This window comes from Methanoregula sp. (assembly GCF_049518935.1).
Classification (GTDB): domain Archaea; phylum Halobacteriota; class Methanomicrobia; order Methanomicrobiales; family Methanospirillaceae; genus Methanoregula.
The window spans coordinates 50,368-68,446 of the sequence record NZ_JBEKRH010000003.1; the positions used below are offsets into that span (position 1 = coordinate 50,368).

Consider the following 18,079-nt stretch of genomic DNA (forward strand, 5'->3'; position numbering starts at 1 on the left):
GGCACTGTAGAGAAATTGTATTGACGGGCCGAAACATATGAGTGCTGCGGATCCGCCCCTCTATTTTGATTGACGGGCCAGGAATTTCAGTCTAGTTTCACCGTAACAGTGGGCACAAAGGCGAACGAAAGGTAAAATTATGAATCACTAGAATAGTATCGATTTTTTCCCTTTTCTTTAAAAGTATTAATCATTTGTTTTTTTACTAACACAAGTGATCCCCAAACGGCCACTTTTTGTTTATTACAGCCAACAGCATCCGCAATTTCTTTTGCGGTCATAGCTTCTTCTCGTTTTAGTGATGTGATCATTCCTATAATCTTTGTTTCAACTTCAGTATATTCCTCCATTAATGTTGGTGAGGATTTATGAATTATTTCAATTAATTTTTCATCGTCTTGAATGCATCTTTTTACTGAATATTCCCCAAGTTGATTCTCATCGTAAATATTGCCACATTTTGGACATTTGTAAGATTTTATCCTATCTTTTGTGAAATATGGATCATACTTACTCAAAATATCATCATAAACAAAACGCTGTGATGAAAATTCATCTCTCAACTCAGCAAATTTAATATTATATTCAGTGCAAAAATCGTAATCTATGCAGTATAAATTAAACTTTCCGCCATATTTTGCGGTTCGGTTCTCTTCCAAAAAATGAATTAAAAAATTTTCACAATAAATATTCAAATAATGTTTCTTTTCTGGATTGATCATGAAATGACTTGACGGTCTCGCAGCATTTTTATTTTTTTCTGCTATAGCTTTCCCTAAAAGATCATTCCAAAGATCCATGTAAAATTCCGGTATTAGGCCCTTTTTCACAGCTCCTTCAAATTGTTTATAATACGTCTTTCGAGCAGTTCTGATTCCATAATTAAGCTCGGCAATACCGATTTTTTTATCAATAGTATCAACATTCTGACATTGAATCCAAGCGTTTTGTAAAATTAGCCCGATTGTTCTTGGGACACCCACTACTTCTAATGAAATTCTTTGATATACAAGATCTTCTTTTATACTAAATACGTCAGAAAACTTCAATTCAGGGCAAAAAATCTCCAATCGTTTTGATACCACTTGTTCAGCAAAACGTTGTGTTTGTTTAACTGCTGTAACCGCGCCACCATATCTTTCAACATATTCATTAAAATCTAAAGAAATAGGGAAAATATCTCTACCGGTTATTATTTTATTGCCAAATGTATAGCGATCAGTGATGGTCCCTATCTTAAAAAAAAGTTCGTTTTTCGATCCCAAAAAATTTTTTAAAAGATTTGAAAATTTTTCTTGTGTTTCAGTATTCATATCTGAAAATTCATCAATAAAAATGTAGATGCAGTCAATTTTTGCTTTTTTTCGGATATCATTAATTTTATTTAAAAACTCTTGGACATTTAAACCACGTATTTCATCCTTTTTTGTTGTTTTCTCTAATTTGTTTGTCTCTTTTTGTTTTCCACCTAATTGGGCGTCACTAATACTAAGACTTACGTCAACTGAACTATTCTTAGAACTAGTTTCTGTATCTTCGACCGAATAAAGTGAAGAATGCTTAATTGGTATACCCTTTATCAATAACTGCTCAATATAATCGAGATCTTGAAGAGCAGGATTTTCTTTTTTAAATACCCTTAAAAAAGTGTCATCAAAAATAAAATTTAGTTGTCGTTTTAAATTTTCAATAATTTGTCTTATAAAATGAATCTCCAATAATTTTTGATCATTATTGGGATCAAGCAGTTCATTGCAGGTTGTCAGGTTAATAAATATTGGAAGGATTTTATCTTCATTATTAAAAAAAGGACTTCGCTCATCCAGTTTTGGGGATATTGTTTTTAGGCATTCATAATATCCTCGATAAAGTAAAGCAGTTTTTCCAGTCCCCCTTCTCCCAGAAATAAAATTGCCCTGTTTTTGAAGCAAACCTCCAATATTGTTGTAAAAATCGATGTAATATTTATCCAAATTTTTCATTTGTTCAATATTGTCAATTGAAATGTAATCAGTACGTAATATGGAATCAAAAGCAGTTCTTACTTTTTGACTTTGTTTCATGGATTTCATCGGAGGTCAAATCAAAATTGGATTATCAAAGCATAAATATATGCATTTTTTAAATGTGAAAGTGTTCAGATTATTTGCTAAAAGCCCAAAATATGCAAGCCTAGGGGTTAATGAATTTTTTGTCGATAAATTCGGGCTTTAGTAAATTGCCGTGAGAAAGTCCCTCACACTTTCACATAGCACAATCCTCACCTCTTTAATACCCCACGTCAAACTGTCTCAGCACCTACAATGAAAGATATCATCATCAAAGGTGCCCGCCAGCACAACCTCAAAAATATCAGCGTCACGATCCCCCGGGACAAGCTCGTTGTCATCACCGGCGTCTCCGGCTCCGGCAAATCCACGCTCGCGTTCGACACGCTCTATGCGGAAGGGCAGCGCCGGTACGTGGAGTCCCTCTCCTCGTACGCCCGGCAGTTCCTCGGCATCATGCAGAAACCGGACGTGGACTCCATCGAGGGGCTCTCGCCTGCAATCTCCATCGAGCAGAAGACTACCTCCAAGAATCCCCGGTCCACGGTCGGGACCGTCACCGAGATCTACGATTACCTCCGTCTCCTCTATGCCCGGATCGGGACGCCGTTCTGTCCTGAGCACAATATTCCCATCGCGGCCCAGACGCCCGATAAGATCGCCGACCAGATTGCGGCCGAGCACCCGGGCCAGGTCACGGTCCTCGCCCCCATTGTCCGGCAGAAGAAGGGGACGTACCAGCAGCTCCTCAAGGATCTCAACAAGGAAGGGTTCACCCGGGTCCGGGTCAACGGGAAGATCATCCGGACCGACGAGGAGATCAAACTCGACCGGTACAAGATGCAGGACATCGAGATCGTCATCGACCGGCTCGATGCCTCAGACCGGTCCCGGCTCGCCGAGGCGGTGGAGAACTGCCTGAAGAAGTCCGGGGGGCTCGTGCTCGTCGCGGACGAAGAGGGGAAGGAGTCCACGTACTCGTCCCTCATGGCCTGCCCGGTCTGCGGGATGGCGTTCGAGGAACTCCAGCCCCGGATGTTCTCGTTCAACAGCCCGTTCGGGGCCTGCGAGGAGTGTCACGGGCTCGGGGTGAAGATGGAGTTCGACCCGGACCTGATCATCCCGGACAAGGACCGGTGCCTGGCCGACGGTGCCGTTGCCCCGTACCGCAACCCGATGGACGGGTTCCGGGGGCAGTACCTCGCGACCCTCGCGAAGAACTATGGTTTCTCGGCCCTCACGCCGATCAAGGATCTTACGGAAGAGCAGTACAATGCCCTGATGTACGGATCGGACCGGCGGATGAAGTTCTCGATGAGCATGAAAGGCGGCGATGCCGAGTGGTCGCACACCGGGGAATGGGAAGGCCTCCTCCCCCAGACCGCACGGCTCTATGCCCAAACCCAGTCGGACTGGCGGAAACGCGAGCTCGAAGGCTACATGCGGGTCTCTCCCTGCCCGGCCTGTAACGGCAAGCGGCTCAAGGACAAGGTGCTCGCGGTCCGGATCGACGGGAAGTCCATCATCGGTGTCACCGACATGCCGGTCTCGGGCAGCGCCACTTGGTTCCGGACCCTGAAACTGACCGACAAGGAGCGGGAGATCGCACACCAGATCATCAAGGAGATCCAGTCCCGGCTCGACTTCCTGGAAAAAGTCGGTCTCGGGTATCTCACGCTCTCCCGGAACGCCGGGACCCTCTCCGGCGGGGAAGCCCAGCGGATCCGGCTCGCCACCCAGATCGGCTCGAACCTGATGGGCGTCCTCTACGTCCTCGACGAGCCCTCCATCGGTCTCCACCAGCGCGACAACCGGAAACTGATCGAGACCCTACGGATGCTCCGCGACCTCGGGAACACGGTCCTCGTGGTAGAGCATGACGAGGACATGATCCGGTCCGCAGAGCACGTCATCGACATGGGCCCCGGGGCCGGGATGCACGGCGGCGACGTTGTTGCGGAAGGCAACCCGAAGCAGATCGAGAAGAACAAAAAGTCCCTGACCGGCCAGTACCTCTCCGGGGCAAAGCAGATTGATGTGCCGAAAAAGCGCCGGGCCCCGAAACAGTACATCACGATCAAAGGCTGCAAGGAGAATAACCTGAAGAACATCACCGCGAAGTTCCCGATCGGCCTCCTCACGGTCGTCACCGGTGTCTCGGGCAGCGGGAAGTCTACGCTCGTGTACGAGACCCTCTACAAGGGCATGATGCAGATCATCAACAAGTCCCGGGAGCAGGCCGGGAAGCACGACAAGATCGTCTTCGACGCCGAGATCGATAAGGTGATCGTGATCGACCAGTCCCCGATCGGGAAGACCCCCCGGTCCAACCCCGCGACCTACACAAAAGTCTTCGACGAGATCCGCACGGTCTTTGCCGGGACCAAGGAGGCGAAGATGCGGGGATTTGCGCCCGGCCGGTTCTCCTTCAACATCCGGGGCGGCCGGTGCGAGGCGTGCGAGGGCGACGGCCTCATCAAGATCGAGATGAACTTCCTCCCCGATGTGTATATCGAGTGCGAGGAGTGCAAGGGCAAGCGGTACAACCGGGAGACGCTGGAGGTACTGTACAAGGGCAAGTCGATCGCCGACGTCCTCGATATGAGTGTCGAAGAAGCGATGAAGCACTTCGAGAACATCCCGTCCATCCGGACGAAACTCGAGACCTTGTCAAGGGTCGGCCTCGACTACATCAAGCTCGGCCAGAGTTCGACCACCCTCTCGGGTGGCGAGGCGCAGCGGATCAAACTCACCCGCGAGCTTGCGAAGCGTGCGACGGGCAGGACCCTCTACCTCCTGGACGAACCGACGACCGGGCTCCACTTCGACGATACGAAGAAACTGATCAAGGTGCTCGACGATCTCGTCGAGAAGGGCAACACCGTGATCGTGATCGAGCACAACCTCGACGTGGTCAAATCCGCCGATCACCTCATCGACATCGGGCCCGAGGGCGGCGATGCCGGTGGGGAGATCATCGCGGCCGGGACACCGGAGAAAGTGGCAGGGACGAAGGGGAGCTACACGGGAGAGTTCCTCAAGCCGATCCTTGCCACGAAGTGAGGGAATTTTTTCCCCAGTTTTTGCTGCCGATGATTCACTAAAAAAAATGATGCCCTGCGTGCAAACCGACTCGAAGCCTGGCGGCCTCTCAAATCAGTCATCGCAGATGCAAAGACTGGTACGCCCGGGTTTTGCGCTCATCACGTACCTGCATCCGGTCCCTTCACCCTCCCTGCTTTTTCGGATCCGGAAAGCCCGGGATCGATGTGGCTTGCACGCTCGTATTTCTCCCGGGCCTCGCGGAACCTTCCCAGGCGTGCAAGGCAGTTTCCCATCTCAAAAAATGCCCTTGCATACTTAGGGGCAATAACGACAGCCTGCATCAGGTATTTTAACGCAGACTCATCATTTCCCCGTTTGGAAAGATCCAGCGCTTTTCGGTATAAGAACTGGGCCTCAATCGGGATTCCCCGTGCATAAAGCCATTCCATAAGACATCCCCCTCCATGATCTGGTGGAGGAAAACTCAGTAGAAGAATATGGATATATTCCGAATTATTTAATTATTCGCATCACGGCGTTAAAATGCAGTATCATTGCTCCCCTCCAAATCTGATTTTGTTCGTTCCTTTTATAGGACCCCCCCGGTAGTCTCCACGTAGCGGTTGCGTTGTCTTCATCACAGGTATCCCGATACCCTGTTCAAATATCATCAGGATAACGACGGTCCAATGGCGATGAAGGCCCCTGTCTTCATTTCCTTTGTATGAGCTATGCTTATCCCTTAATAGCTGGCGGGAGAGACTCTCCTACAGGAATGTTCGATACCGCTACCCTGCCAGGTAACCCTGGCTGCTACCTCTTTCTCGACAAGGAGGGCGCGATCATCTATATCGGCAAGGCAAAAAATCTCAAAAAAAGGGTGAGCAGTTACTTCCAGAAAAAGGATCACGACCCCAAGACCCGTCGCCTCGTTGCCGCCATCGCACGTATCAGCGTGATGGTGACCAATACCGAGACCGAAGCGCTGCTCCTGGAAAATAATCTCATAAAAAAACACCAGCCGAAATACAATATCGATCTCAAGGATGCAAAGCGGTACGCCTATATCGAACTCACGCGTGAACCGTTCCCCCGTATCGGTATCGCGAGGCGCATGGGCGCCAAGGGAGATGCCACGTATTTCGGGCCGTTTGTCTCCGCCGCGGAGCGCGACTCCCTCATTCGGATCATCAAACGTATCTTCCTCCTGCGTTCCTGCAGGAAACTGCCAAAACGTGCCTGCCTCCGGCACCACATGCATACCTGCAGCGCCCCGTGCATCGGCGAGATTAGCGAGGAGAACTACCAGAAGCAGGTGGAGCGGGCGGCTGAAGTGCTGAAAGGCAGAGCGGGTGAGCTGCTCGTCTCCCTGAAAGAAGAGATGGCGGACTATTCGGCCCGCCAGGAGTTTGAAAAATCCCTGGCTCTCCGCAACCAGATCACCGCGATATCCCACCTTACCGAACGGCAGAATGTCGAACGGCCCAAAGAGAACGATCAGGATGTGATCGCTTACACCATCTCCGATGATACGGTGTACCTGATGGTCTTCTCGGTAGAGAAAGGGCTCCTGGCCGGCAAACAGGAATATTCGTTTGACAATGGCGAAGATTTCTTTGAGGAATTCCTCGTGCAGTATTACGCGGATCGTACTCCCCCGTCAGAGCTGATCGTACCGGCAGAGGTAGGTGAAGCCATGTCGGAATACCTTGGGGAGCGCAAGGGCAAAGCTGTCCAGGTGACGGTGCCCCGGATCGGCGAGAAGAAGAAGCTGCTCGAACTGGTCGAGAAGAATATCGAATATGCGTTCTTAAAAAACGAACTGAAAGTGAAGGATCTCCAGGCATCGCTTGACCTTGTGGACCTTCCCGAAGTGATCGAATGTTTTGACATCTCGCATCTTTCCGGCACCGCGATGGTCGGTTCCATGGTACAGTTCCGCAACGGGGTGCCGGACAAAAAGAATTACCGGAGATTCAAGATCAAGACCGTGACCGGGATTGACGACTTTGCGTCAATCGCAGAGATAGTTAAGCGCAGGTATAACCGGCTCATCCGCGAGGATACCGCGCTTCCGGACCTGATCATCATCGATGGCGGAAAGGGGCAGCTCTCTGCGGCCGATGAGATCCTTCGTGAACTCGATCTTACGATCCCGGTCGTTGCGATTGCCAAACGGGAAGAAGAGATCTTTGTGGTGGGGGAGACGCTGCCCCGGCGGCTGGATGAGAAAGGCATGGCGCTCCGTTACGTACAAGAGATCCGGGATGAAGCGCACCGGTTCGCCATCTCGTACAACCGGTTACTGAGAAAGAAAGCCGCGCCTGGCGGGGATGGAAAGAAAAGAGCGTCAAAGAAGAAATAATGAATCCCCTTGTGAGATCGCGGTAATACGCTCTTTTATCCATGGGATATGTGCGGGAATAAATCCTGCCTCATGCTGCCACAGAGGTATTAGCTGTGAGGTTTTTGGAAATCTTCCATCAAAATATATTTACCTTCATAATCAGCACTTCACGTTGGTCAATGAACCGATTACGGGGGAAAAATGAATACGATTCTGCTGCATAAGAACTTCAGCGAGAATCCGGTGATTGCACTGGTCCTCGTCTTTATGGGGATGTTCTCGCTCATGGCGATATTCGAACTCATTAATCTGGTATTCCTGTCAGGTATCGGGATCTGGAAATCGATCCTGGTAACTATCCTCGCTGCGGGTATAAGTGCAGTATTCATTTCGTTCTTCCCCCTCAGGGCATTACGGGAAGCTCAGGCCGCAGTCGGGAAGAGCGAGGCTCAGTTGAACTCGATCATCCATGGGTTGCCGGTATTGCAATTTGTGATTGATACAAACCACCGGGTGATCTCCTGGAATCGTGTACTTGAACAATATAGCGGGGTGAAGGAACAGGATGTTGTCGGAACATCTCATCATTGGAAAGGCTTCTATTCCAAGGAACGCCCGTGCCTTGCCGATCTCCTTGTTGATGGCGCAATTGAGAAACTGCCTGAATGGTATGAAGGAAAGATCCGGAAATCCAAACTTGTCGAAGGAGCCTACGAGGCGGTTGACTTTTTCCCGGAGATGTTGAAAGGCGGGACGTACCTTTTTTTCACTGCCACACCGGTGCGTGATCAGCGGGGAACCCTTATTGGTGCTGTCGAAACCCTCGTAGATATCTCTGACCTCAAGAGAGCTGAGGCCGAAGTGAAGACAAGCCACGAACGGTACCTGTCATACATCAAGGAAGCTGCCATGAGGCTGAAGACACCTGTGGAGGTAGTGAGTGAAAATCTTTCGGTCATTGTAGGTGATATCGAGGGTGGAGAGGTAAACCGGGATCATGTGGTCCCCCCGCTCATGCTCCAGATTAAGAATCTCGACCAGATCCGGCACAATATCATTCATCTTAACAAGACTATCGTTGAAGGCCTGGGGGATGTTCCGGCGTCGACGAAAAAATTCCTCACGGAATAGGTGAGAACCAGTGACATTCTCCCTGAAAAACCTAAAGGAAAAAGAATTGTTTCTGATCATGTCTTCGCCTGCGGAGATCCGGCACCGGAATATCGAGCTCATAAAAAATCTCACCGATGAGAATTATTATGTGCTGGTTATCACAACCAACCAGTTGTCCGATATCCTGAGAAAAAACTATGAAAAAAACGGGATTGCCATCGATAATGTCTATATCGTGGATGCCGTGACAAAATATGCTCTGGGCCATGACCCGGAGCCGGTGAAAAACTGCCGTTTTGTGAACAATCCGGCAAACCTGACTGATATCGGGATTGCGATCACCGAAACTCTCAAAGAACTGCAGGGAAAGGAGATGTGTGTGTTACTGGATTCGGTAAATTCCATGCTGATCTACATCTCCTCGCAGAACATCACAAAATTCATCCATTTCATAACAAACAGGTTGCGCCTGATGCATTTTTCCGGGGTTTTCCTTGCCGTGGAAAAGGGACTTGACCCGGATGTCCTCCTCCAGCTGACAACGTTTGTCGACGAGGTTATTGATACCGAGAAAACCCCCCTGTGAAAAAAACCGGAAGATAAAAAAGAATTGGCCGGGCTTCAGATGTCCTGGTCAACGACTACGCTGTGGGTACCGTTGGAAAAGTATCCCGTGATGAATACGTGATTCTTTCCACTATAGGATCCCGTGAATGTCTGGGTCGCGTGGATCTGGATAGGTGTTGTAGCAAGCCGGGACCCCTTCGACATGGTCACACTTTTTCCATTGCTGTCCGTTACCGTCATCTCCAGTTCAAGAAGGCTGTCCATCCCGGGTGCACCTACGAACGCAACGGTGATATGGGTATTATCCGGCTTGGTGACCGTCACTCCAGATGTGTTCTGGGCCGGAGAGGACTGTTGCTGGGTACACCCGCAGGCAATGATCATCAGGCCAAGTACAACACAGAGGCAGAGCGCACAAGCATAATGCGGTATTGTGACAGGAATATATTTCATATGTTTAAGCGTTCGGTGCCGGATTGTATTAACATTACTTCTCGAAGGGATGGATGCCAGGGTATTTCCCTGTTTCATCGAGGTCACATAAAAACCATAGTTACCGGAATAGCGAACGATGCCAATCGATCCTCCCGACCATCTTGATGGGATGGAAACCATTGAATCGTCGGGGGGACAAATCTGTTTATAAAATACTGCCGGTGTTCCCGGCGGGATACAGTCCTATGAAATCATACGGTATTGTGGCTCTTGTTCTCACGGCAGCTTTCCTGCTGGGCTCCGGCTGCGTGGATACGGTCGTACGGGACAGCGTTTCCGGAGATCTCCATGCGCATTACTCATCCTCTGATGATCTCTCGGTCGGACTTGGTTGTTACGAACGTGTCTCCGGGTATGCATATAATTCAGGCAATACGACACGGGATACGGTCAGTCTTAGTCTTTCCCTTATCGATACGGATACAGGATCGATCCGGGACGCAAAGACGTTGTATGTCGGCGCGATCGGGCCCGGGGAATCCCGGACGTTCGATACAACGCTTGATGGGGATTGTTCCGGACATTACCGGACCGATGCGGACTTTTTGCCCTGATCGTGGTATCCTGCCATACGGGCAGGGTGAGGTTGGTGGGAACCCCCCCCTTTTTTTTGTAAATCCGCGAACTAAAAAATTGGGAGATGGTGTTAAGCGTGAACCACGTTGATGGTAAGATTGTATCCGCTCTCATTGCCGGTCGTGGCTTCCCATGGCCGCTTGTAGACCGCATTGAATGTGTATGTCCCTGAATCGTTCGATATAAGGATCCAGGTATGGGTTCCGCCAACACCTACCATGCCATCCGGATGGGAATTTTCCTTGTAATCAGAAGAGAGGATCTCAAGGCCCGGGCTGGCTGTTGCATTCCATGAGAACCCGGTGGTCGGATTTTCCATGAGCTGGATCGCAAATTGTGACGGGGCTGCAATCTCTTTTGTTGCGCCGTTATCTGATTCTGTAAATGTGACCATTTTTCCCCCATCTGATGCGGGTAGTGTCTGCTGGATAGTAGTGCCCGGAACAACCGCTGTCGATGAGCTTACCGGCACCGGTGTTGTCGTTGTCGTGGACGGGGCCTGTTGCGTGCAACCGGTGGCAACCAGGAGGAATGCCATGATAACCAGAAGCCCGGCAACAATCATGGTGTTCTTCTGCCATTGGGGTGGGACTTTCATGATAGATAGATTACTTCCACGAGGGTAATAAAATATCTTTGACTCCAAAAGTTTTCGCACCCATCGCTGGCTTTATTATTTCATTCACCAAGGTTCTCTCATGGATCAGAGATTTCCAGCCCTCATTCTGGTCTGCATCGCTGCAGTAATGATCGCTGGCTGTACCGTACAGCAACAGCCCGTGGGGAGCACCGCCCCGGCATCCGGTGCCCCGCCGCCACCTGTTATAAGTACTACCACAGTCCCACCCCCGGCAGTGTCGGGCTGTACGCGGGACGAAGACTGCGTGCCCGCCCAGTGCTGCCATCCCACCGGCTGCACCAGCACAGAGAACAAGGGCGTATGTAATGAAATGTGTACCATGAATTGTGCCGGGCCGCTGGATTGCGGGGCAGGCAGCTGCGGATGTGTCCATGGCACCTGCAGCATTGTTTCGGCCCCGTCTGCTCATCCATCACCCGGGAATGCAACCTCCATCCACATCACGGCCACACCTCAGCGCTACAGCCCGCTGATGTCCTCTACTCCCGGTGTCGGCCTGACCATAACAACATCCGGATTTACTGCTGCGGATGCGATATTCTCCTGGAATGCGACATATGGTGAATTTCTCTCATGGAATGCCCCGGATTATAAAGTCAATCCGCTGAAGAACCCGGTAACAAACCATGGGGAAGAACTCTACTGGTCCTTCACCGATAAATCCGCTTCGACGGCTGCGCCGGTCATCATCACGGTCGTGGCAAAGGATCCCGATACCGGTACAGTTCTCGGGACTTCGCAGGTAACTCTTGCCTGGGATGGCGATTTTGCAGTAGCCGTCAAGGAAATCCAGTAAATTTTTTGTTTTTTAAGGAACTATGTTTCCTGGTTTTTTGATGTATATCCATCTTCGAACAGGTGGCTGACACCCAGCGTTACATTGATCCAGCGGAGATCTTCACTGAGCTCAAAAGTGAGGAGAAGCATGAGGGTGAACGGGATGGCAAAGAGCATACCGACGAGACCCAGCAGCCAGCCCCAGATGATCACGGACAGGATCACGATCAGCGCCGGCATCTCGAATTTCCTGGCGGTAAGGAATGAGTAGACCGGGTTCTCCACGACAAGGTTGAGGAACCCGACTGCGACAATAACCGCAACTGCTCCCGGCACACCAAACTGGAGCCATGCGAAAAAGAGAGCCGGGACTGCAGCGACAATGAGGCCGAAGTACGGTATGTAGCCAAGCAGGAATGTCAGGACGCCCCATAATATAGCACCGTGGACTCCCATTATCCCAAGGAAACCTCCAAACAGGAATCCGTGAATGAAATTCGTTTCTGTTCTCACGACGATAAAGTCGGCAACATAACCCGTCATACGGGAGAGTTTCTTTACGGTTTCTGAATCCCTGCCGAACTTCTCTTCAACGCGCTGCGTCAGCCGGGGGGCTTCAAGGAGCATAAAAAACGACGTCACTCCCACAAAGAAGAGGAACATGAGTGTGTCGGCAATGCTCATGGCACCGGAGATCCCCATGTTCATTATATCGCTTATATTGAATGTCGGGAGAGTGCTCATCGCATTTGCAAAACCCACAGAAGCGAGGAGTTTCGTTATATCTGCCAGACGCATGTTGAGGTCGCTCTGGTACTGGGGGAGATCAGTGATCAGGGTATGAAATGACAGAGCAGTGAGGGCAATGAAAGCGATGACAATGAGACAGGCCAGAAGCGTGATTACCATCACCGATAAGAAATCGGAAAACCCCTTTGATTTCAGCCAGTTCATCGTCGGCAGGGCGAGCATTGTTATGACAAACGCCATCAGGAAGAGGCTGACAATATAAGAGGTCATTTTCACTGCAATGACAATGATGAAAAGGAGCGCAACGATCAGGAGCATCCTCTCAGTCCGTGACATATCCGCAGGAATCATGGTTGCGATGTTATCTGATGGGTAATCATACAAATCTTCCCCTCTCGCAATCGGATTTTCCGCGGCCGTGATCGGGAATCTGCGAATTATTAGTCATTTTTAGCCTTGCGCTTTTTACTATGGTCTTCCACATCATGGGTATTTTCTCCCTGTTCAATGTGGATAAAATATTATTTATGTAACTCAGCCGACAATGCATTTTTTGATCCATTACACTCCAGGATCCATATCATCAAAATCACGGCGGTCAGCTGCCCGGTTGATCGCATGAGATCATTTTTTCATTCCGGTTTGCCTTGTCCATAGCAGGGATTCTTCTGGTATGACGTGGCAGACAAATCTGTAAACTTCTGTTTTATTGATTATACATAATTATTACAGATAACCGGACCGGCATACTGAAGTTTAATAACCGGGAATCCTGGGGATTTTTACGTTATTAGCGGGTGTCAGAAAATAACCATCTGCAAAAAAGGGTGGACGAAAACTCACAAAATCACGTGAGGAGCTGCTGGAGTGCGGCAAGACGATCCCGCAGGGCTTGTTCGCGCTCTGTGGACTCCGTAATATCGGTCATGGTGATATAGGTACTCATGATCGATTCCTGCCATGCAGCAGTGACCCTTCCCAGGATACAGCGGCGACTACCGTCCTTACATTTAATCCATACCGTAAACTGCGAGGGTGTCCCTGAATCAGGACGCGTATTGTGGATGATCTCATCAAGACGTTCGTAATCTTCCGGTGTCACGAGATCTGTGGATTTCATCCTGATGAGATCTTCGTGGGAGTACCCCGTGATCTCGGAGATGCGCCGGTTTGCAAATACCACGTTCCCGTTTTCCGCAACAACGAGGCCGTCTGAAATGTTCTCTGCCATCATCCTGAATCGCTGTTCGCTCTCCCGCAGCCGGACTTCCTGCTGCTTGAGCTCGGTGAGGTCGGTAAAAATAATGAAATGGTAATAGGTTTCGTGGTGACGGACCGCAGTGACCCGCACATAGGCAAACCTGCGCTCACCCGCTTTTGTAATGATCCACATCTGGAGTTCACCGCATCGTTCAGGATTTTCCTTCAGGTTTTTAATCTGGCTTTCGGCGTTTTCCTTGCATTCGGGTGCCACGATGGCAAGGGGCTCCATCGTCTTCAGTTCCTCAAATGAATAACCGGTGATCTCGGTGATCCGGTTATTGGAAAAGATGTGCCTGTCATTCTCGATGATCAGGAGGCCGTCCTGGATGTTCTCTGCCATCATCCTGAACCGCTCCTCGCTCTCCCGGATATCCCGGTCAGCGATGATCCGCCCGGTGATATCTTCCAATATGACGGTGAGGCCTTTGCGTCCGTCTTCAAAGACCGTCGGGACGGATTTCTGCCGGAAGAACCGCTCCCCTTTCCCCTTAAGACTGAAGGTGATCTGGTGGTCATGTTCCGGAAACCCGGTAGAAAGCGTTTCAAGCATCTCGTGCACATCGACATCCGGGGGACTGATGTACGAGAGGTTTTTTCCTACGGTATTCTGTCGGGAAAGGTGCAACAGTTTCAGGAAATTATCATTGATATCCACGATACGGGAGTCTGCGTCGAGTACCATGATCAATTCTCGGGAATAACTGAGCATGGCCGAGAGCGGGACTCTCTGCGACAGGGTGTACACTTTGGCCATTCCGTAGGTTCTCATATCCACCTGGCCGGAGATGAGCAGGATGTCCAGGTATCTCCCAACGGTATTCTTATTCTTCCCGAGGGCTTTTGAGAGATCGGTTACACTCATGCCATCCGGGTCTTTCTTGAGCAGTTCCCTGATCTGCCCGAGTACATGCTGGTAATCCTGCATCATATGGCATACATTCTGGTATGGTATTACCTGTGAGTGAAAAAATTATAATTGTTGTTTATACTGAGGATATATAATCAATATGATTTTTCCCCGGGATCTATCAATAACAAAAAAACAAAAAACAAAAAAATCCGGCTGGATAATATCCCGGGGATTTTTCAGAGATCGCGCAGGACCGTCTCTGGACTCACGGCCATATCTCTTTGAGCCTGGTGCAAAATCCGCGACCTTCGGGCATCATATGCCGACACCGGTCTGCCCGACAGGAAGTGATGAAAAACCGGCCCGCACGTGATTCCGCACGGACCGGTCCGGGTTGGTATGAGGATTGCCCTGCCATATCCTTTGGAGGGTGGACATTTCTAAAATACCCGGTTGCGGGTGTGCATCCCGCAACCGGTGTTTCACAGGTGTTCTTGCTGCTCGTGTTCTGTTGTTCTCTATGCTGTACTGCAATACCTGTGCCATTCGGCACAAGTATTTGTAAAGTTTATTTGACATTTTGTTATATATGCTTTCTGATCTTACCACGTGAAATCTGTATCTCATTCAATATCGCAGGAAAACTTCAGGGATAGGAAAATCCTGCTAAAAATACCCGCCCCCGGATCTCTCCGGGTCTGCACGTTTCCTGCGTATCCGCGATCAGTGTTTTTCACCTTCCCCGTTCCCGCTGATCCTGACCAAAATCTAATACTCCTCCCGGGCCAATATTCCCGGAAGAGAAGCCATGGGCGGGGATCAGGAATGCCCGCTGTGCGGCACATGCTGCGAGAAGTGGGGATGGGACCAGAAGGGGATTGTTGAAGACCTTGTTCCCTGGATCATTGCCCGGCGCTCCGATATCCTCCAGCACGTAGCAATCCGGTTTCGCGATGGCAGGCAGTGCCGCGGGAGGAATGTCCCGGAGATATCGCTTGATGATCTCCCGGATGTTATTCAGATCTCATATTGGGTGGATCCGGAAGGCCGTACCCTGCACCACTGTCCGTTTTATTTCAGGAACGGAGATGGGAAGGTGTACTGTCGGATTCACAATACCAAACCAGCGGTATGTATCGGATTTGCACCCTGGGAAGAGATCTACCATGATTACGGGCTGAACTGTCCTGCATGCAGAACCAGTTCACCCTGAAGAGAATCAGGTTTTTCTCCTGTCAGGGTTTTTTCTTTCCTGGTTTTTTCCTGGCAGATTTTACCCTGCAGGCCGCTTTTGGTACGCTGATCTCAAATCGTGCTCCCTGCGTGTGTATACCGGTTTCCCTGATGGTCATGCCGGTGATGGCAAGAATTTCCCGTGTCAGGAACAGGCCAAATCCGGTATTCATCCCAAACCCACGTTCAAAGATCCGGTCCTTTTCCTTGTCCTTTATCCCAATCCCGTCGTCTTCCACAATAATCCTGAACCCGTCAGGCATCTCTTCTGAATGGATGGTGACACGGGTGAGAGTATCCCCGTAATTCACTGCATTATCGAGCAGGTTGTAAAAGACTTTCTCGATTAACGGATCGGCAAAAATCTCCAGGTTGTCCCGTGTATTGATCAGGCGGATCTTTCCCCGATCCACACCCGCTGCCGCAGTTCTGACCAGTTCGTGTACGTTCGCCCAGGCCGGCTGCAGGATTCCCAGTTCCTGGTAATCGCGGGTGAATTCTACCTGGTTGTCGATCGTCTCGGTGATGGAGATCAGTCGATCGATATATTCCCGCATCTTCCGGTTATCGTTCGCATTCCGGGCGAGATCGAGCAGGGCAAGGAGCGAGGTCAGCTTGTTCTTGATATCGTGGCGCGTGATCCCGGACAGGAGATGGAGCTTCTTATTGATCTCCCGCAGGGAATTCCCGGCTTGTCGTTGTGCGGTGATATCCCGGATTGATGTGAGCCGGATCGCCACTTTATGGTATATGATATTCTGCGATCGCATCTCCCCGAGAAACCTGCTCCCGTCCTTGCGCTCTGCAAACGCCTCGTACGGTTCTTCCGATCGCGAGAGACGCCTTTCTGTTACGAGTTCTCTGGATTCCGGCGCAAAGAGATCCATGATATTCTTACCGATCAACTCCTGCCGTGTGTATCCCGAGAGGGCACATGCGCTTGCATTTACTTCCTGAATAATTCCCTCTCTGTGCATCAGGAGGCCTTCCACCGTGGCATCGGCAATCTTCCGGAACCTCCTCTCGCTCTCCCGGAGTTCTTCTTCCCGCGCTCTCTCTGCCGTCAGATCATGGACGGTACCGATAGTCGACGGACCGCCCAGGTATGTACCGGTCCCGACGTTCATTCTGACCCGTATACGGGTATTGTTATCCTTGTGCAACAGGGAAAACTCGTAGGTTTCCGGCAGGAATTTCCCCCTTATCCTTCCCCGGTGCCGTGTAAGAACCCGTTCCCGGTCATCAGGGGCGATCACATCCGTTATAGGCCGACCGGCCAGATCTTCCTCGGTATACCCGATGATCTGCGCCAATGAACCGTTGACGAATGCAAGTCTCCCATCTTGTGCAATGAATACACCATCCTGAGTATGTTCGACAAGTATCCGGTATTTTTCCTCGCTTTCCTTGAGATTGTCGCGGTTTTGCCTGAGCTCGTCATACCGGGATCGCAGTTCCTCCTGTGCAGCGGCGAGCTGATCGTAGGCAGATCTCAGTTCATTCTGGGACTGCTGCGCTTCTGTTGTATCCCTCGAATAGATGGCAACCGAACGTACTTCCCCCTCAGGACTGATAATAGGGAAGATATGATTCTCGTACATTCGTCCTGTCCGGCCATCGTAAAATACGAGTGGCTTTTTTGCACGGATCGCCTCCTGGACGTTCTCGCGCCTGAATTGCGCAAGGCCTGTTGAAAACAGATTGTAAGCATCGGATCCGACAAGCTCTTCTTCACTCTTGCCAAAACGGATTGTCGCTGCAGTGTTGAGACCAAGGATTTTCCCGTTGGTGTCAATGAGCAGGGAAACCTCCGGGGGGGTATTCAACAGGGCATGAATGATCTCATGAGCCTTTTTCTGGGCATCCATCGCCCGCCAGCGTTCAAGCGCCTTTCTCGTTTTATGGGCCAGTTCCCTGAACTGGGCCTGTGGTTCCCCACCTTTCTGGACGTAAAAATCAACACCGTTATCGATGGCCTCAATGATCACTTCCTCGCGGCCCCGGCCGGTGAACAGGATAAACGGAAGATCTCCGTAGTCCGCCCGGACTTTTTTTAAGAATTCAAGACCGTCTGTTCCAGGCATCTGGTAATCGGAGATGATTGCATCGTACTGCATATCACCCAATAGGGGAAGGCTGTCTGATACAGATGTGCGGGTATCGACCGTGAAATCTTCCCAGGATTCAAGATATATCCGTCCCAGCTCGAGCAGATCAGGTTCGTCATCCACATACAGGATTTTATACATCAGGAATCCCCGGGGTGATCCGATAAGGGGAAATTATCAGCAATTCGTGATAAGCATTGTTAATTTACTTCAGGGATTCTGATACGGAGTGATTAAAAATAATTAACCGGATCGGAAGGAATGCGG

14 protein-coding genes are annotated in these 18,079 nt (G+C 50.2%); 7 read left to right on the forward strand and 7 right to left on the reverse strand.

Features of this window, described 5'->3' with window-relative positions; all coding sequences use genetic code 11:
* Nucleotides 1-137: 137 nt before the first annotated feature.
* On the reverse strand, nt 138-2,072 hold the full coding sequence (locus tag ABSE13_RS03505; RefSeq protein WP_424027105.1) for a hypothetical protein: 1,935 nt from the start codon (nt 2,070-2,072) through the stop codon (nt 138-140).
* A gap of 231 nt (nt 2,073-2,303) precedes the next feature.
* Between ABSE13_RS03505 and uvrA the strand changes: the two genes are divergently transcribed.
* Nucleotides 2,304-5,111, forward strand: a complete 2,808-nt coding sequence (gene uvrA / locus ABSE13_RS03510) for an excinuclease ABC subunit UvrA (protein ID WP_424027106.1) — start codon at nt 2,304-2,306, stop codon at nt 5,109-5,111.
* A 140-nt stretch (nt 5,112-5,251) separates the two neighbouring features.
* On the opposite strand, the gene ABSE13_RS03515 is transcribed toward uvrA, so the two are convergent.
* A complete protein-coding gene (locus tag ABSE13_RS03515; RefSeq protein WP_424027107.1) occupies nt 5,252-5,542 on the reverse strand; it encodes a tetratricopeptide repeat protein in 291 nt (96 codons plus the stop codon).
* Between the two features lie 326 nt (nt 5,543-5,868).
* Between ABSE13_RS03515 and uvrC the strand changes: the two genes are divergently transcribed.
* The 3 genes from uvrC (at nt 5,869) to ABSE13_RS03530 (ending at nt 9,139) form a co-directional block, all read left to right on the forward strand.
* Nucleotides 5,869-7,458, forward strand: coding sequence for an excinuclease ABC subunit UvrC (gene uvrC / locus ABSE13_RS03520; RefSeq protein WP_424027108.1), 1,590 nt, complete (start codon nt 5,869-5,871; stop codon nt 7,456-7,458).
* Nucleotides 7,459-7,641: 183 nt separating this feature from the next.
* Nucleotides 7,642-8,571 (forward strand): PAS domain S-box protein, encoded by a 930-nt coding sequence (locus ABSE13_RS03525; protein WP_424027109.1) that lies wholly within the window; start codon nt 7,642-7,644, stop codon nt 8,569-8,571.
* 58 nt (nt 8,572-8,629) lie between these two features.
* The gene (locus ABSE13_RS03530; RefSeq protein ID WP_424027110.1) at nt 8,630-9,139 is read left to right on the forward strand and encodes a DUF7504 family protein; all 510 of its coding nucleotides are present in this window, start codon (nt 8,630-8,632) and stop codon (nt 9,137-9,139) included.
* A 35-nt stretch (nt 9,140-9,174) separates the two neighbouring features.
* Here the strand turns inward: ABSE13_RS03530 and ABSE13_RS03535 are convergent, their stop codons facing one another.
* Complete coding sequence (locus ABSE13_RS03535) at nt 9,175-9,573, reverse strand: hypothetical protein (RefSeq protein WP_424027111.1); 399 nt, start codon at nt 9,571-9,573, stop codon at nt 9,175-9,177.
* A gap of 227 nt (nt 9,574-9,800) precedes the next feature.
* Here ABSE13_RS03535 and ABSE13_RS03540 point away from each other — a divergent pair, with 227 nt between their 5' ends.
* Nucleotides 9,801-10,169 carry a DUF7490 domain-containing protein gene (locus ABSE13_RS03540; protein WP_424027112.1) on the forward strand — a complete coding sequence of 123 codons (369 nt, stop codon included), beginning with the start codon at nt 9,801-9,803 and terminating at the stop codon, nt 10,167-10,169.
* Nucleotides 10,170-10,261: 92 nt separating this feature from the next.
* Here the strand turns inward: ABSE13_RS03540 and ABSE13_RS03545 are convergent, their stop codons facing one another.
* Nucleotides 10,262-10,789, reverse strand: coding sequence for a protease inhibitor I42 family protein (locus ABSE13_RS03545; RefSeq protein WP_424027113.1), 528 nt, complete (start codon nt 10,787-10,789; stop codon nt 10,262-10,264).
* Between the two features lie 100 nt (nt 10,790-10,889).
* On the opposite strand from ABSE13_RS03545, the gene ABSE13_RS03550 reads away from it, so the two are divergent.
* Nucleotides 10,890-11,627: a hypothetical protein gene (locus ABSE13_RS03550; protein ID WP_424027114.1), complete on the forward strand. Its 738-nt coding sequence runs from the start codon at nt 10,890-10,892 to the stop codon at nt 11,625-11,627.
* A 20-nt stretch (nt 11,628-11,647) separates the two neighbouring features.
* On the opposite strand, the gene ABSE13_RS03555 is transcribed toward ABSE13_RS03550, so the two are convergent.
* Nucleotides 11,648-12,694 carry an AI-2E family transporter gene (locus tag ABSE13_RS03555; protein ID WP_424027115.1) on the reverse strand — a complete coding sequence of 349 codons (1,047 nt, stop codon included), beginning with the start codon at nt 12,692-12,694 and terminating at the stop codon, nt 11,648-11,650.
* A gap of 511 nt (nt 12,695-13,205) precedes the next feature.
* Complete coding sequence (locus tag ABSE13_RS03560) at nt 13,206-14,549, reverse strand: PAS domain S-box protein (RefSeq protein WP_424027116.1); 1,344 nt, start codon at nt 14,547-14,549, stop codon at nt 13,206-13,208.
* 730 nt (nt 14,550-15,279) lie between these two features.
* Between ABSE13_RS03560 and ABSE13_RS03565 the strand changes: the two genes are divergently transcribed.
* A complete protein-coding gene (locus ABSE13_RS03565) occupies nt 15,280-15,684 on the forward strand; it encodes a hypothetical protein (RefSeq protein ID WP_424027117.1) in 405 nt (134 codons plus the stop codon).
* Nucleotides 15,685-15,706: 22 nt separating this feature from the next.
* Here ABSE13_RS03565 and ABSE13_RS03570 read toward each other — a convergent pair whose 3' ends face one another.
* Nucleotides 15,707-17,953: a PAS domain-containing protein gene (locus ABSE13_RS03570; RefSeq protein ID WP_424027118.1), complete on the reverse strand. Its 2,247-nt coding sequence runs from the start codon at nt 17,951-17,953 to the stop codon at nt 15,707-15,709.
* Nucleotides 17,954-18,079: the final 126 nt, after the last annotated feature.